Source organism: Novosphingobium sp. AAP1 (assembly GCF_001295765.1).
Classification (GTDB): Bacteria; Pseudomonadota; Alphaproteobacteria; order Sphingomonadales; family Sphingomonadaceae; genus Novosphingobium; species Novosphingobium capsulatum.
In genome coordinates this window covers 325161-340625 of the sequence record NZ_LJHO01000001.1, presented here as the reverse complement: position 1 = coordinate 340625, position 15465 = coordinate 325161, and the positions used below count along the sequence as shown (strand labels likewise).

Here is a 15465-nt window from a genome sequence, read left to right as displayed (position 1 = left end):
GGATCACGTCCGGGGTGACGATCACGGCTTGGCTTGCGGCCGGTACGTTTTCCCCAGCCAGTCGAACGCGGGCAGCGCTTCGTGGCGCTTGATGTCGAACATCGCGGCGTTTTCCCAGCTCGATCCCGTGCCCCAGCGCGTCTTGCAGCGGGTGGAAACCCAGTCCGGCGCCCAATAGACAACGCCGTTGCCGCCATTGTCCACCACGGTCTGCGTCAGGTCTTGCAGGTACTTGAGCTGGCCCTTGGGGCTGACCGGGTAGCCCGGGATGGCGCTGTCCGAGCCGAGCAGGTTGGTCGTGTCGTCGGCGTGATCGTCGGAAAAGGCATAGGCGGTTTCCACCACCCACACTTGCGCGCCATAGCGACGGTGGGCGGCGTCGATCACCTTGCCCAGGCCGGAAAGGTTGTAGGTCGACCACTTGGAGTAATAGCTGATGCCGATGATGTCATAGTCGAGCACGCCAGCTGCGGTGGCGGCGTCGAACCAGGGGATGACGTTCTCGGGCTGGGCGATGTGCAGCATCACCTGGATCGGCTTGCCGTGGGCCTTGGCGCTTTCGCGCACGGCGCTGATCCCGGCGTTGAGCAGGCGGGCGTTGCGCGTCCAGTCGATCGGCTGGTCCTTGACGCCGCCTTGCACGGCCGCGTTGGTTTCGTTGCCAACCTGGACCATTTCCGGCAGCTGCCCGGCCGCCGCCAGCTTGTCCAGCACCTCGCGCGTATAGTCGTGCAGCGCCTTGACCTGGGCATCGGTAGGCAGGTTTGCCCAGGCGGCTGGGGCGGGCTGCTTGTCGCCATCGGCCCAATCGTCGGAATAGTGGAAGTCGAGCAGCACGTTGAGGCCAGCGGCATGGGCGCGCGTGATCGTCTTGAGCACATCGTCATAGGTGCTGTACTGCGTCCATGTCGGCGTGTGCCACAGCCGCACCCGCATGACATTGCCGCCATGCTGCTTGAGCACCACGAAGGGATCGGCCGGCTTGCCGTGCTCAAGGAAGCGGGCGCCGCAGGCTTCCATCTCGTTGGTAAAAGACAGGTCTGCCCCGAGATAGAGCGGCGGGGTGGGCGCGGCCAGCGCCGGGGTGGACAGCGTAAGGGCAAGGGCGGTCATCGCGGCGCTGCGGGCGTGGCGCAGAAGGGTCATGGAAAGAGGGGCCTTTCGCATCAGGCGTGAAAGAACAGGTCGAGGCTGGCGGGCGCAAGGCCAGCGGCCGTGACGGTCAGCCGTGCCGCGCCAGCGGTGCCGGCGCTTTGCACCAGGGCCTGCGCCAGGCCATTGAACGCGCGCCGCGCATGGCCCTTGTCGGGTTCGGTCGAAGTGGGATTGCCATTGCCCAGCCCGATGATCCGCGCCGCGCCGCTCAGGGAAAAGTCGATCGCGGTATCGGCCATGGGCACCAGGTTTCCGGCAGCATCGATCACCTCGACCCGCACGGCGGCAGTATCCCCGCCATCAGCGGCCAGGCGGGTGCGATCGGCCGAAAGGCGCAGCGCGGCGGGCTTGCCGGCCGTCACCCGGCTGTCGCGGGCGGCAAGCCGGCCGTGGTTATAGCCGCGCGCCTCGATCCGGCCGGGGGCATAGGGCACCATCCAGGCGAGGTGGCCGTTCTGCGGCATCGCCTTGCGGCCCAGCGAGCGGCCATTGAGCAGCAGTTCCACCTCGGCGCAGTTGCCGTGGACCCACACCTCGATCGGCTGTCCTTCGCGGCCGGCCCAGTTCCAGTGCGGCAAGAGGTGCACCAGCGGCGCGTCCCGGCGCCACCAGGCGCGGTAGTAGTAATAGTTGTCCTTGGGGAAACCGCACAGGTCCATCGCCCCGAAATAGCTCGAAACGCTGGGGAACTGGGCATAGGGCGTGGGCTCGCCGCGATAGTCGAAGCCGGTCCAGATAAAGCCGCCGGCAATGCCGGGTTCGGCCGCTACGATCTGCCACCATTCCTCGGCCGTGCTGGCCCACCACGGATGCTCGGTATCATAGGCACGCACCACGTGGGCGGCGGCATCGTTGGCATAGGCGCCGCGCGTGGCCACGGTGCTGGCGGTCTCGGTGCCGATCACCGGCTTGCCGGGGTGGCGCTGGCGCCACGCCGGGATCTTGTCGGTGCGATAGTTGAAACCCACCACATCGACGGCATCGGCCGCGCCGCCGTCCCAGCCCTTGTCCATCGCCTGGGTGGTCAGCCGCGTGGGATCGAGCTGCTTGCAGCGTGCCACCAACTGCGCCGAAATGCGGCGGCCCCGCTCGGTGCCCTGGTGGCCTTCCTCGTTGCCCACCGACCACAGGATGATCGCCGGGTGGTTGCGCGAGGACAGGATCATGCGATCGAGTTCGTCCATCGCCTCGGGATTGGTGGTGTTGAGGCGGGTTTCGGCGACCATCATCATGCCGGTCGCATCGCAGATATCGAGCAATGCCTGTGCCGGCGGATTGTGCGCACTGCGCCAGGCGTTGGCGCCCATGCTTTGCGTCTGCGCCACGCGCCAGGCATGCAGCGCATCGGGAATGGCGGTGCCCACGCCGGCGTGATCCTGGTGGTTGCACACGCCCAGCAGCTTGACCGGCTTGCCATTGACCGCAAAGCCGCGCGTGCCATCGAAGGACAGCGTGCGAATGCCAAAGCGCGTCTGGGTGCGGTCAATCTCCTGGCCATCGACCAGCACGCTGGTTTCCAGGGTATAGAGCCGCGGCGTTTCGGGTGACCACAATTGCGGCGCGGGCAGGGCCAGCGCTTGGTCCAGCGTGGTCTGCGCGCCTGGCGCCAGCGTGGCGGCCGGTTGCGCGGCGATGGCTGCCACTTCGCGGCCATCGGGGGCCAGCACGCGGTGGCGCAGTTGCGCCGTGCCCGCCACCTCGGCCGCATTGGCAAGCGTAGTGGCGATGGCGATCTGTGCGCCCGTGCAGTCTACCGCGCTGCGCACGCAGGTGCCCCACTGCGGCACGTGGATCGGCGCGGCGCTGACCAGGTCGACATGGCGATAGATGCCCGCGCCTTCATAGAACCAGCCTTCACCCAGGCTGGCATCGACGCGCAGCGTCAACTGGTTGGGGCCGCCATCGTAATCGAGGAAATCGGCGATATCGACGCGGAACGGGGCATAGCCCGAGGCGCTGCCGCCCGCTTCATAGCCGTTGACGAAGACCTTGCAGTCACGAAACACGCCGTCGAATTCCAGCCATATGGCGCGGCCCCGCTCCACTAGACCGCCGCCTGCGCCCACCGGCAGCTTGCAGCGGTACCAGCCCACGCTGTTCTGCGGGAAATCGCGGCCGATGGCACGAAAGCCATGGGCGGCGGCCATGTCTTCCTTGTCCTTGGGCACCGGCGCCTTGGGCGGGGCATAGGGTAGTTCCACCGCCCAATCGTGCGGCACGCGCACGCTGGCCCAGGCGCTGTCATCGAAATCGGGCAGGGTGGCGGGGGAGACATCGAAGCCGGGCTTGGCATAGGTGCGCTGATAGCGGCCGAAATCGAAATCGCGGTCCATGTCAGCGGCATGGCCCAGGGCAAAGCGCCAGCCATCGGCCAGGCGCACGCGCCGCCGGGGCGACGCAGCCGCGTCAGCGGCCGGCGTGGTGAGAGCCGTCTTGGCCGTTGCAGCCAGTGCAGGCGCGGCGCTGGTGGCAAGGCCGGCGAGGCCCAGGGCAAGGGCCGTGCGGCGGTCGGTCGAAGGTGAGATGGTCATGGCTTAGAACTCGAAATCAGGGCCGGTGGTCACGGTGCCGAGCAGCAGGGCATCGGCCACCAGCGAGAGCGGCCGGGCATCGGCATCGCTTTCCCGCCGCGTGATCAGATCGGCAAAGCGCCGATAGATCCGGGCATATTCGTCGTTGCCGGATTCCTGGCGCAGCGTGCCGTCGATTTCCAGGCGATGCCCGCCATCGCGCAGCACCAGTTCGCCATCAGGCGTGTTGACCACGATATCCCATTGCTGGTGGCCGGGGTGCAGGATCGACAGATCGGCAATGATCGGTGCGCCGGTGCTGCAGCGCATGTCCACGTGCGCATCGGTGGGCGCGCCGCGATTGGCCGGTACGTCCATCCGCGCGCCTTCCACGCAAATGCCCGAGGGTAGGATTTCGGTCAGGATCGAAAAGGCGTTGATCGCCGGATCGAACACGCCAAAGCCGCCTTTCGACAGCAGCCAGTCCTGCCCGGGGTGCCATTTGCGCACGTCTTCGCGCCAGGTGATGTGCACCGCACTGATGCTGCGGGTGGCGAGCCAGGCGCGTGCGGACTCGACCACTTCGCTCTCGCGCGAATGCCACGCGGCATAGAGCGTGACGCCGGCGCGCGCGGCCAGTTGCTCCAGCGCCTGGGCCTGGGTCGGGGCGGCGGCCGGCGGCTTTTCCAGCAGCACGTCGAGCCCGGCGGCAATGGCCGCGCGCGCCAGCGGCACGCGCACAGCGGGCGGCGTGCACAGTGCCACGGCATCGAGCTTGCCCGCTTCGCCGGCCAGCATTTCCGCCAGGCCAGCATAGCCGCGCACCCCGTCAAGCCGGTGAACCGGATCGGCCACCGCGACCAGATCGAACCGGGAATTGCCCGCAATCGCGGGGAGGTGCTGGTCGCAGGCGATCTTGCCCAGGCCCACCAGGCCAAGGCGGATCGGAGGGTATGACATTCCAGGTTCCTCGCAAGCTTATGGGGTGGCTCTTTACATTTATCATATATATATGGTTAGAGAGGTCAATGGGCGGGGACGGCAGAACAAAAGCCTGCATCCTGCCCCGGCCGAAGGCACGAAAAGGAGCGGCTTCAAGTGGGCAATGAGCAGACGGAACAGGGCAACGCCGCAGGCAGCGACGCCGGGAAGAGCGGCTTTCGCGCCTTGCGTTCGCGGGCGTGGTTCAACAATCCCGAATCGGCCGACATGACCGCGCTCTACCTGGAACGCTACCTCAACTACGGCCTGACCATCGAGGAACTGCAATCCGATCGGCCGATCATCGGCATTGCCCAGACCGGCAGCGATCTTTCCCCGTGCAACCGCCACCACCTCGTGCTCGCCAGCCGCGTGCGCGACGGCATTCGCGAGGCGGGCGGCATTCCCATTGAATTTCCGCTGCACCCGATCCAGGAAACCGGCAAGCGGCCCACCGCCGGCCTCGATCGCAACCTGGCCTATCTGGGTCTGGTAGAAGTGCTGTTCGGCTATCCGCTCGATGGCGTGGTGCTGACGATCGGCTGCGACAAGACCACGCCGGCGGCCTTGATGGCGGCGGCCACCGTCAACATTCCCGCCATTGCCCTGTCGGTCGGGCCGATGCTCAATGGCTGGCACGAGGGCAAGCGGACGGGCAGCGGCACGATCGTGTGGAAAGCGCGCGAAATGCTGTCCAAGGGCGAGATCGATTTCAAGGGCTTCATCGAACTGGTGGCCAGTTCTGCGCCTTCGACCGGCTATTGCAACACCATGGGCACTGCCACCACGATGAATTCGCTGGCCGAGGCGCTGGGCATGAGCCTGCCCGGCTCGGCCGCGATCCCCGCGCCGCACCGCGATCGCCAGGAATGCGCCTATTACACCGGCAAGCAGATCGTGGAGATGGTTGCAGCTGATCGCAAGCCGTCGGACATTCTCACCCGCAGTGCCTTTCTCAACGCCATTCGCGTCAATTCCGCGATCGGCGGATCGACCAATGCGCCGATCCATCTCAACGCCATTGCCCGCCACGTGGGCGTGGAACTGACGCTGGAAGACTGGGAAAACCATGGCGCCGACATTCCCCTGCTGGTGAACCTGCAACCCTCGGGCGAATATCTGGGCGAAGACTATTTCCGCGCCGGCGGCGTGCCGGCGGTAATGGGTGAACTGGCCCGCGCCGGCTTGCTCGACGGCGCCGCGCTGACTGCCAATGGCAAGAGCGTGGCCGACAACGTGGCCCACGTGAAGATTGCCGACGAGGATGTGATCCGCCCGTTCGATCGCCCGCTCAAGCCGGCGGCGGGTCTCACCGTGCTGGGCGGCAACCTGTTCGATGCTGCTGTCATGAAGAAAAGCGTGATCAGCGACCAGTTCCGCGCACGCTATCTGTCGAACCCCGATGATCCCGAGGCATTCGAAGGCCAGGTCTTTGTATTCGACGGGCCGGAAGACTATCACGCGCGGATCGATGATCCCGCGCTCGGCATCGATGAACGCGCGATCCTGGTGATCCGTGGTGCCGGGCCGATCGGCTATCCGGGCGGGGCAGAGGTGGTCAACATGCGCCCGCCCGCCGCGCTGATCCGCGCCGGGATCGATGCGCTGCCATGCCTGGGTGACGGGCGCCAATCGGGCACCAGCGGCAGCCCCTCGATCCTCAACGCCAGCCCCGAGGCGGCGGTGGGCGGAGGCCTGGCGCTGCTGCGCGATGGCGATCGCATCCGCGTCGATCTGAAAACCCGCAGCGTCAACCTGCTGGTCAGCGATGCCGAACTGGCCACGCGCCGCGCCGCGCTGGCGGCAGAGCCGTTCCGCTTCCCCGAAGACCAGACGCCGTGGCAGGCGATCAGCCGGAAGATCACTGGCCAGTTTGCCGGCGGCGCGGTGATCGAGGATGCCGTGCGGTTCCAGAAGGTAGCCCAGGTCTATGGAGTGCCGCGTGACAGCCACTGATCAAGGCCCTGATCAAGCCACCGATCAAACCACCATCCAGGTTGTGCCGGTGGACCGCCCTGGTGCGTTTCACGGGCACGACCTGCTGGGCGAGGGGCTGATCTGGTCCGATCGGCAGCAGGCGCTGTTCTGGGTCGATATCATCGGCCAGCGCATCAACCGGCTGGACCTGGACAGCGGCATCGTGGCCGAATGGGACGTGCCCGACATGATCGGCTGGGTGCTGGAACGCGAAGGCGGCCCCGGTTTCATTGCCGGGCTGCGCAGCGGCTTTGCCACGATTACGCTCGATCCGTTTTCCTGCGTGCCGATCGGCGCGCCCGAGCCCGATCTGCCGCGCAACCGCATGAACGATGCCATGGTCTGCCCGCAGGGCTGCATCTGGGCCGGCACGATGAACATGGACGGGGAAACCCCGACCGGCAATTTCTACCGGCTCGATCACGATCTGTCATGGACGCGGGTGGACAGCGGCTATCGCATCGCCAACGGACCGGTGCTGTCGGCCGATGGGCAGTGGCTCTATCACACCGACAGCGCGCTCGGGCGCGTCTATCGCTTTGCCTTCCACGGCAACGGCACGCTGGGCCCGCGCGAGGTGTTCCTCGATTTTCCCGAAAGCTGGGGTTCGCCCGACGGCATGACGATCGACAGCGACGGGGGTCTGTGGATCGCGCAGTGGGGAGCAGGCAGCGTCAGCCGCTTCCTGGCTGACGGCACCCGCACCCATTGTGTTGCGCTGCCCGCCAGCCAGATCACCAACCTGGCCTTTGCCGGGCCAAGCCGCGATCGCCTGTTCGTCAGCTCTGCCGCCGATGGGGTGGACGAGCCAGCCGGCGGCGCCCTGTTCGAGATCGTCGGCAGCGGCTTTCGCGGCTGCCCCACGCCCCGGTTCGGGGGCTGAGCGGCGGCGATGTGGGTGTCAGGCCAGCGCTTCCTCGTTCAGGCGAATGGCATCGAGCGCGTCCTCGATGATCACGCGCATGCGGGCTTGCGCGGTCTGCCCATCGCGCGCCAGGATCGCCTCCATCACCGCCTCGTGCGCGGCAAGATCGGCGCTGCGCCCGACAATGCGGTTGGTATAGCGGATCGAGGTCTTGAGCGCGGTGGACACCACATCGCGGAACTGGCCGAAGAAGGGATTGCCCGACGCCTTGAGAATGGCGACGTGGAAGGCAACGTCGGCTTCCAGCACATCGTCCTGCCCGGCATCGGCGGCGCGCATGCGGGCAAAGCCGGCACGGATCAGCGCCAGGCCATCCTCGGTCGCCTCGCGCGCGGCGAGCGCCGCCGCAGCCGGCTCGATCGCTACGCGCAGCTGGCCGAAATGGGTGAGCAGGTCGATCGAAAAGCGGCGTTCCAGCATCCAGCGCAGCACATCGGGATCGAACAGGTTCCACTGGCTGTCGGGCTGGATGATCGTGCCCTGGCGCGGGCGCGCGCTGACCAGGCCCTTGGCCGTCAGCATCTTGACCGCCTCACGCGTGACAGAGCGGCTGACGCCGTGCGCGTCGGACAGTTCCGCCTCGGTCGGAAACGGCCGATCGGCATAGGCGCCGCCCACGATCAGCAGGCCCAGCCGATCGAGCAGACCGTAGGTGAGATTGCGGCCGAGCGCGTCGCGTGCTTCGAGCGGTTGGAATGCCACGGATATCCCTTCACGATGGGGTGCTTTTTTAATCATATAAATAGACGCGGATCAGGATTGGCAAGGCCAAATCCCGCGCAAACGACCAGAGAGGGCGGGAAATGAGCCTATCGACACTCGATGCGACCGTGGTGGCGGCCTATGCCGTGTTCATCTTCGCGCTGGCCCAATGGGTCAGCCGCAAGAAGGCTGGGCACGAAACCGACACGACCGACTACTTCCTCGCGTCCAAATCGCTGCCGTGGTGGGCGATCGGCGCCTCGCTGATCGCGGCCAATATCTCGGCCGAACAGATCGTCGGCATGGCCGGGTCGGGCTATGCGATCGGCCTTGCCATCGCCTCGTACGAATGGATGGCTGCGGCCACGCTGCTGCTGGTCGCCAAGTATTTCCTGCCGATCTTCCTCGCGAACGGCATCTATACCATGCCGCAGTTCCTGGAGCAGCGCTTTGGCCCGACGATCCGCACGGTCATGGCGGTGTTCTGGCTGGTGCTCTATGTCTTCGTGAACCTCACCTCGATCATCTGGCTCGGCTCGGTGGCGGTAATGCAGGTGGCCGGCGTCAACCAGGACGTGGCGCTGGCGGGGCTGGGCATCTTCGCTTTGCTCTATCAACTGCGTGGCGGGCTCAAGGCCGTGGCGCTGACCGATATCGTGCAGGTGACGCTGCTGGTGCTGGGCGGGCTGGTGATCGCCTGGCTCACCCTGGGGCAGATCGGCCAGCTCTATGGCGATGGGCCGGGTATCCTCTCGGGCTTCAAGGCGCTGGTGCAGCAGGCGCCCGAGCATTTCCACATGATCCTCTCGGCCAATGATCCGCACTACAAGGATCTGCCGGGCCTGTCGGTGATCATCGGCGGGATGTGGATCGCCAACCTGTCATACTGGGGATGCAACCAGTACATCATCCAGCGCGCGCTGGCCGCCAAGAGCCTGCCCGAAGCGCAGCGCGGCATGGTCTTTGCCGGTTTCCTCAAGCTGATCATGCCGATCATCATCGTGCTGCCCGGGATTGCTGCCGTGCTGCTGGCGCCCAACCTCGCCAAGCCCGACGAAGCCTATCCGGCGATGATGCGCATGTTGCCGCCGGGCCTGCTCGGCCTGGTCTTCGCCGCGCTGGTCGCCGCGATCATCGCCTCGACCGCCAGCAAGATCAACTCGATCGCCACGATCTTCACGCTCGATATCTATGCCCGCTTTGCCAAGGGGCAGCAGAGCGAGAAGAAGCTGGTGACGGTGGGCCGCGTGGCGGCGGCCCTGGCGGTGGTGATCGCCATCCTCACCGCGCGGCCGCTGCTCGGCGGGCTCGACCAGGCGTTCCAGTATATCCAGGAGTTCTCGGGCTTCGTCACGCCGGGGATCACGGTGATCTTCCTGCTCGGCCTGTTCTGGCCGCGCGCGACAGAGGCGGGCGCCCTGACCGGCGCGGTGGCCTCGGTGCTGCTCAGCCTGGTGTTCCGCTTTGGCGGGATCGCCGCGCTTGAGGCAGTGCCGTTCATGAACCGCATGGCGATCATCTTCGTGATTTCGCTGCTGCTGGCCATGGGGGTTTCGCTCGCGCGCCCGCAGGTGCAACAAGGCGAGGGCATCCACAAGGAAGCGCACCTGTTCCGCACCAGCGCCGGCTTCAACGCCGCCGCCGTGGCGATCCTGGCGATCCTGGTGGCCCTCTATGCCTATTGGTGGTGATTTGACCGTGAACGACCGTTTCCTTGCTATCGATTGGGGCACCACCAATCGCCGTGTCTATCTGTTCGATCGCGCGGGTAGCGTGTTGGAGACCTTTCGCGACGATCGCGGCGTGCTGGCGGTTGGGCCGGGCGGCTTTGCCGATGAAGTGGCCGCGATCCGCGCGCGGATGGGCGATTGGCCGGTGGTTGCCGCCGGCATGGTCGGCTCGCAGCGCGGCTGGGCGCTGGTGCCCTATCTGCCATGCCCGGCGGGCGCGGATCAGATTGCCGGCGCGCTGCATGAAGTGGCGCCGCGCACGTGGATCGTCCCGGGCCTGTCTGACCCGCGCGGCGATGTGATGCGCGGCGAGGAAGTGCAACTGCTCGGCGCCGTACACGCCGGGCTCGCGCCCGCCGACGCGCTGCTGTGCCAGCCCGGCACGCACTGCAAGTGGGCGCGCATGGTTGATGGCGCGGTGGCCAGCTTTTCCACCAGCATGACCGGCGAAATGTTTGCCCTGCTCAAGCAGCACAGCCTCTTGGCCGAGTTTCTCGGCGGGCCGGTGGCCGACGGCCCGGCGTTCCGCGCCGGGGTAGCAGCCAGCGCCGACCCGGCCTTGCTAACGGCGCTGTTCGGCGTGCGGGCAGCGGCCCTGCTGGGCCTGCGCGTGGTGGAAGACAGCGCCGCGCACGCCTCGGGCCTGCTCATCGGCAGCGATGTGCGCGGGGCAGGCGTGACCGCGGGCAGCGATGTCTATCTCCTTGCCGATCCGATGCTCGGCGCGCTTTACACTGCAGCCATTGCCCAATGCGGCGGCCGCGCCCACCTTGTTGACAGCCATGCCGCGTTCGTTGCCGGCATCGCCCAGATCTGGAGCCTTGTTCGTGACCGCTGACCACACCGCCGCCGATCGTTTCGCCCAGGCCATGCGCCACTGCCCGCTCGTGGCGATCCTGCGCGGGGTGCGCCCGGACGAGATCGAGGCCATGGCCGACGTTCTGGTCGAGGCCGGCTTTGCCATGATTGAAGTGCCGCTCAATTCGCCCGATCCGCTGGTGTCGATCGAAAAGATCGCCCACCGCTATGGCAGCAACGTGCTGGTTGGGGCGGGCACTGTGCTCAATGTGGACCAGGTGGATGCGGTGCGTGATGCCGGCGGCACACTGGTGGTTTCGCCCAACGTGAACCCGGCGGTGATCGCGCGCAGCGTGGCGCACGACATGGTGTCGCTGCCCGGCTATGCCACGCCGACCGAGGCTTTTGCCGCGCTCGACGCCGGCGCCCACGGTCTCAAGCTGTTTCCCGCTGAGGCCGCGAGCCCCGCCGTGCTCAAGGCGCAACTGGCAGTGATCCCGCGCCATGTGCCGGTGCTGGCCGTAGGCGGCGTCACGCCGGAAAACCTGTCAGACTGGATGGCGGCGGGCGCGGCCGGTGGCGGCCTGGGCTCGGCGCTCTACAAGGCCGGGCGCAGCGCGGAAGACGTGGCCAAGGCAGCCAAGGCCTTTGTGCGCGAAGTGCACCGCCTGATCGACTGAGCGATCCTCGGTCTTATCTGAACCAACTCGTCACCCCGGACTTGATCCGGGGTCCCGCTTTCTTTTGTTCCTTGCGCTTGGATCAAGAACAGCGGGACCCCGGGGCAAACCCGGGGTGACGATGGTTTGTGGATTGGGGTTGCTTGCCACCCGCACAAAAAAACGGCAGCGCGGTGTGTGAACCGCGCTGCCGGCAAGGTGGAAACGACGCGTCTTAGAACTTGTAGCCGACCGTGGCAAACACTTGGCGCGGCGGAATGTATTCCACGCTGGTGGTGCCCGAACCATAAGGATCGGCGAACTTGTTGCTGACCCCGGCCTTGTCGGTGATGTTGGTGCCCGTGACCGAGAAGGTGAAGGGCGAGGCATCGGGCTGATACTGGATCATCAGGTTGCCGATGGTGTAGGACGGCACCGTGTCGAACTGCGGCACATTGAAGATGCGCGAGTTGAACTTGCCGCGATAGATCACTTCGCCGCGCAGCATCAGCTCGCCCGGGCCAACCGGCGCGGTATAGGTCGCGGCAAAGCTGCCCTGCACACCCGGCAGCTTGGGGATCTTCTTGCCGTTGGTATTGGTGGACGCGGCGATCACCGCGGCAATCACGCGCGGATCGTAATACCACCCGGCGGGATAACCCAGCGCAGCATAGGTCGTGGCGCGGATATCCTGCGCGGTCTGCTTGTCGATCGTGTAATAGTCGCCGTGGAACTTGCCTTCGGCCAGCGCCAGGGTACCGTCAAAGCGCAGTTGCTTGGTCGGCGCCCAGGTGGTTTCAAACTCCACGCCATAGGTCTGCGCACGCGGAATGTTGGCCGTGCCGCCGGCAAAGGGCACCGGGTCTTCGGCAGTGAACTGGAAATCCTTGTACCAGTAGTAATAGCCCGCCACGTTGAGGCGCAGGGTCTTGTCGAAGAACTCGTTCTTCGAACCCACTTCGGCCGCCCAGACGGTTTCCTTGGCGTAGGTGCTCTTCACGAAGATCGAATTGCCCGCGAACGTGACGCCGCTGGGCTTGTAGCCCTTTGACCCGGTCACATAGAGCATGTTGGTGGGCGTGACCTGGTATTGCACGCTGACCTTGCCGGTCAGCGCATCGCTGGTGGCGATGCGTTCGGGCACGGTGGCGAAATACTGCACCGGCTGGGCCGAGATCTTGTCCCAGCTGTAGCGCGCGCCGGCGATCAGATCGAGTGTGTCGGTAGCATGGAAGATCGCCTGGCCATATCCCGCCCAAGAGGTGTGCTGGTAGGGGCTGTCGGTCTGGAATGACACGGCCTGGCCGGTGGCCGGATCGGTGGAAAAGCCGCCGGTGGTGTATTCCATGATGTTCTGCAGCGCATGCTGGCGCAGGTAGAACCCGCCGACGACCCATTCGAGCGATTTGTTGGGCGTGGACGAGGCGGAGACTTCCTGCGTCCAGGTGCTGCTCATGTCCTGCCACCGGACGATGTTGTCGTGATAGTTGGCATAGATGAAGCGGTCGTTGTCACCCGACTGGTTCTTGTTGAGATACTGGTAGGCGGTGACCGACTTGAGCACGACCTTGTCATCGATCGTCTGCGCGATCGAGAGGTAGGCCATGCGCGTTTTCGTGACGTACTTGCCGCCAAAATCCTGGCTGACCACGCGGGGATCGGCATTGGGATCGGCGATGTAGGTGGTGCTGCCGGCGGCCGGATCGGTGCTGCACAGCAGGCACTTTTGCAGCGCCGCATTGTGGCTGGCATCGAACGACTGGGCCGAAAGCGTCACGCTGGTATCGGGACTGGGCTGCCACAGCAGCGAGACGTGGCCGCCGATATTGTTGGCATCGTCGAGCGGATACTTGGCATAGCCGGGCACGCCCACGGCATAGCCATAGCCATCATGGCGCAGGTATTGCACCGTGCCCCGCAGGGCCAGCGTTTCGGCAATCGGCACGTTCAAGGTGCCCATGGCGCGCACATAGTTGTAGTTGCCATAGCTGAGCTGCGCTTCGCCGGTATATTCGCCGAGCACGGGCTTGCGCGTGATCACGTTGACCGCGCCGCCGGTGGACGTCTGGCCGAACACCGTCCCCTGCGGGCCGCGCAGCACTTCCACGTGATCCACATCGAGCAGATCCTGGTTCAGCGCTACGACGTGGGCGATATAGACGCCGTCGATATGAAACGCGACGCCCGGCTGCGAATTGGGGTTCTGCGCGGTTTCATAGCCAACGCCGCGAATGGCGATGACGCGTTCGTTGCCCTCGCTCTTGGTCACGGTGAGGCCGGGAACGAAGCCGTTGAGATCGGCCAGCTCGGTTGCGTTGCGCTGGCGCAGCGCGTCGGCCGAAACGGTGCTGATCGCGATCGGTGCGGTTTGCAGGTTCACTTCCCGCTTTTCACCGTTGACCACGATGGTGCCGAGCGGGCTGCCATCGGCGTCGACCATCGGATCGGCAGCCGGAGCAGGCGCCGTTTCGGCGGCGGTTGCGCTGGCCGCATCGGCGGCGCGGGCAGAGGTGGCGGCAAGCGCCAGGAGCGATGCAGTGGCAGTGAGCAGGACGGATGACGGGCGCATGGGTTTCCCCCCTCGAGAAATGCTTTTCATCGCTTTCAGACAGCCTCCCGGCTGTATGTTCTCCCTGAACCTGGCCTTCGTTATGGCCGGCCTTTTTGTCGTGCCCCAGCATCGGTGTTCAACCGCCCTGCGGTCTTGCGTGGCAACGCACGAATAGTTGACCGATCCGCGATGCAGCAAGCCCCATGTTGCGATGCAAGGTGCCCAAAGGACCGATGATGTCGGATGACGCGGGCGGTGCCGGTCCAAATCTCTTGCGCGCCAGGTCAAGACATGGCGCAGTGCATGATGGCACATGCGTTTTTGTCAGATGCTTTCGCGCCGCTGCAAAGGAACCAAGCCTTGTCCGTGATCACGCCTTCCGCCCCCGTGCTATCCCCCATCACCAGCCGCGCCGCCTGGCGTGGCGACCGGCTGAGCCAGGGGCAGGACTGGGTCTTTGAACTGTCGGCCGCGCAGATTGCCGAACTGGAAACGCTGGGCGCGCGCTTCATGGCCGACGATCCCGATCTGCGCACTGTGCAGGCGCAGGACTATCCGCTGGTGGAAACTGCCCAGGCTTGCGAGGAATGGCGTCAGGAAGTGGATTTCGGGCGCGGCTTCGTGCTGGTGCGGGGCCTGCGTGCAGAAATCTATTCCGATGCGCTGTCCTGTGCGATCTATTACATTCTTGGCCTGCACATGGGCGATCCCATCCGTCAGAACGAGATGGGCGACCTGATCGACCATGTCTATGCCACGTCTGACAAGACGATGGACGATCCCACCGCGCTCTCGTCCAAGGTACGCGACAAGTTGGTCTATCATTCTGACAGCTCGGATATCGTGGCCTTGATGTGCCTGCGCGGGGCGCGGGAAGGGGGGCTTTCGTGCCTGGTTTCGGGCGCGGAAATCTACAATGAGATCCTGCGCCGCCGCCCCGATCTCGCGCCCCTTTTGTTCGAGCCGTTCCACTGGGACTGGCGCCGCCAGGATCATGAAGCCCCTGCCGATACCTATACCTCGCCGATCGTCAGCCTGGAGGATGGCGTGTTCAGCATGTATGCCGGCTCGCTCTATATCCTTACCGCGCAGGAATATCCCGGCGTGCCGCAGTTGACCGAGGACCAGATCGAGGTGCTGCGCCTGTTCGACGAGATCACCTATGAAGACGGCATGGCGATCGAGATGGATTTCCGCCCCGGCGATATCCAGTGGCTGTCGAACTACGCCGCGCTGCATGCGCGCACCACATTCTGGGATTGGCCCGAACCGCAGCGCAAGCGCCACCTGCTGCGCCTGTGGCTGTCGAGCAAGGGCGCGCGCCCGGTGGTCGAAGGCTTTGGCAAGAACGGCGTGGTGCAGCACCGTGCCGCCCCGCGCGATGGCGCGGCCGAACATCCCGATGCGCATTTCGATGTGCGCGGCATGGCAGTGCCGCGGCTGATTTCCTGATCCAATTTTTGGCGCACAAAAACAG

At 65.6% G+C, this 15465-nt stretch carries 11 protein-coding genes; 6 read left to right on the top strand and 5 right to left on the bottom strand.

All coding sequences use genetic code 11. From position 1 onward, the window contains the following. Window positions 1–21: 21 nt before the first annotated feature. The 3 genes from IP65_RS01395 to IP65_RS01385 are packed head-to-tail and all read right to left on the bottom strand — an operon-like array spanning window position 22 to window position 4625. A complete protein-coding gene (locus IP65_RS01395) occupies window positions 22–1146 on the bottom strand; it encodes a glycosyl hydrolase 53 family protein (protein WP_231627507.1) in 1125 nt (374 codons plus the stop codon). Window positions 1147–1166: 20 nt separating this feature from the next. Then, complete coding sequence (galA, locus tag IP65_RS01390; protein ID WP_054130509.1) at window positions 1167–3686, bottom strand: beta-galactosidase GalA; 2520 nt, start codon at window positions 3684–3686, stop codon at window positions 1167–1169. Window positions 3687–3689: 3 nt separating this feature from the next. Continuing rightward, the gene (locus tag IP65_RS01385) at window positions 3690–4625 is read right to left on the bottom strand and encodes a Gfo/Idh/MocA family protein (protein WP_054130508.1); all 936 of its coding nucleotides are present in this window, start codon (window positions 4623–4625) and stop codon (window positions 3690–3692) included. A gap of 249 nt (window positions 4626–4874) precedes the next feature. On the opposite strand from IP65_RS01385, the gene IP65_RS01380 reads away from it, so the two are divergent. Both IP65_RS01380 and IP65_RS01375 read left to right on the top strand, forming a co-directional pair. After that, window positions 4875–6602 carry an IlvD/Edd family dehydratase gene (locus tag IP65_RS01380; protein ID WP_231627545.1) on the top strand — a complete coding sequence of 576 codons (1728 nt, stop codon included), beginning with the start codon at window positions 4875–4877 and terminating at the stop codon, window positions 6600–6602. Continuing rightward, the gene (locus IP65_RS01375) at window positions 6589–7506 is read left to right on the top strand and encodes an SMP-30/gluconolactonase/LRE family protein (protein WP_231627505.1); all 918 of its coding nucleotides are present in this window, start codon (window positions 6589–6591) and stop codon (window positions 7504–7506) included. Before IP65_RS01380 ends, IP65_RS01375 begins: the two co-directional genes overlap by 14 nt. 18 nt (window positions 7507–7524) lie before the next feature. On the opposite strand, the gene IP65_RS01370 is transcribed toward IP65_RS01375, so the two are convergent. Next, complete coding sequence (locus IP65_RS01370) at window positions 7525–8286, bottom strand: FCD domain-containing protein (protein ID WP_171794658.1); 762 nt, start codon at window positions 8284–8286, stop codon at window positions 7525–7527. 65 nt (window positions 8287–8351) lie between these two features. Between IP65_RS01370 and IP65_RS01365 the strand changes: the two genes are divergently transcribed. The 3 genes from IP65_RS01365 to IP65_RS01355 are packed head-to-tail and all read left to right on the top strand — an operon-like array spanning window position 8352 to window position 11458. After that, window positions 8352–9941: a sodium/sugar symporter gene (locus IP65_RS01365; RefSeq protein ID WP_054130506.1), complete on the top strand. Its 1590-nt coding sequence runs from the start codon at window positions 8352–8354 to the stop codon at window positions 9939–9941. After that, window positions 9925–10818: a 2-dehydro-3-deoxygalactonokinase gene (locus tag IP65_RS01360; RefSeq protein WP_156306342.1), complete on the top strand. Its 894-nt coding sequence runs from the start codon at window positions 9925–9927 to the stop codon at window positions 10816–10818. Before IP65_RS01365 ends, IP65_RS01360 begins: the two co-directional genes overlap by 17 nt. Window positions 10819–10849: 31 nt before the next feature. Next, on the top strand, window positions 10850–11458 hold the full coding sequence (locus tag IP65_RS01355; RefSeq protein ID WP_028657614.1) for a 2-dehydro-3-deoxy-6-phosphogalactonate aldolase: 609 nt from the start codon (window positions 10850–10852) through the stop codon (window positions 11456–11458). 214 nt (window positions 11459–11672) lie between these two features. Here the strand turns inward: IP65_RS01355 and IP65_RS01350 are convergent, their stop codons facing one another. After that, complete coding sequence (locus tag IP65_RS01350; protein WP_054130504.1) at window positions 11673–14006, bottom strand: TonB-dependent receptor; 2334 nt, start codon at window positions 14004–14006, stop codon at window positions 11673–11675. Window positions 14007–14354: 348 nt separating this feature from the next. Here IP65_RS01350 and IP65_RS01345 point away from each other — a divergent pair, with 348 nt between their 5' ends. Then, window positions 14355–15440: a TauD/TfdA family dioxygenase gene (locus tag IP65_RS01345; protein WP_231627502.1), complete on the top strand. Its 1086-nt coding sequence runs from the start codon at window positions 14355–14357 to the stop codon at window positions 15438–15440. Window positions 15441–15465 lie beyond the last annotated feature (25 nt).

What these genes read in the sequence shown, in the direction of transcription:
- IP65_RS01370 (WP_171794658.1), bottom strand. Translation starts at nt 8,286, where the DNA reads ATGATTAAAAAAGCACCCCATCGTGAAGGGATATCCGTGGCATTCCAA.
- galA (WP_054130509.1), bottom strand. Translation starts at nt 3,686, where the DNA reads ATGACCATCTCACCTTCGACCGACCGCCGCACGGCCCTTGCCCTGGGC.
- IP65_RS01385 (WP_054130508.1), bottom strand. Translation starts at nt 4,625, where the DNA reads ATGTCATACCCTCCGATCCGCCTTGGCCTGGTGGGCCTGGGCAAGATC.
- IP65_RS01360 (WP_156306342.1), top strand. Translation starts at nt 9,925, where the DNA reads ATGCCTATTGGTGGTGATTTGACCGTGAACGACCGTTTCCTTGCTATC.
- IP65_RS01365 (WP_054130506.1), top strand. Translation starts at nt 8,352, where the DNA reads ATGAGCCTATCGACACTCGATGCGACCGTGGTGGCGGCCTATGCCGTG.
- IP65_RS01350 (WP_054130504.1), bottom strand. Translation starts at nt 14,006, where the DNA reads ATGCGCCCGTCATCCGTCCTGCTCACTGCCACTGCATCGCTCCTGGCG.
- IP65_RS01380 (WP_231627545.1), top strand. Translation starts at nt 4,875, where the DNA reads ATGACCGCGCTCTACCTGGAACGCTACCTCAACTACGGCCTGACCATC.
- IP65_RS01355 (WP_028657614.1), top strand. Translation starts at nt 10,850, where the DNA reads ATGCGCCACTGCCCGCTCGTGGCGATCCTGCGCGGGGTGCGCCCGGAC.
- IP65_RS01395 (WP_231627507.1), bottom strand. Translation starts at nt 1,146, where the DNA reads ATGACCCTTCTGCGCCACGCCCGCAGCGCCGCGATGACCGCCCTTGCC.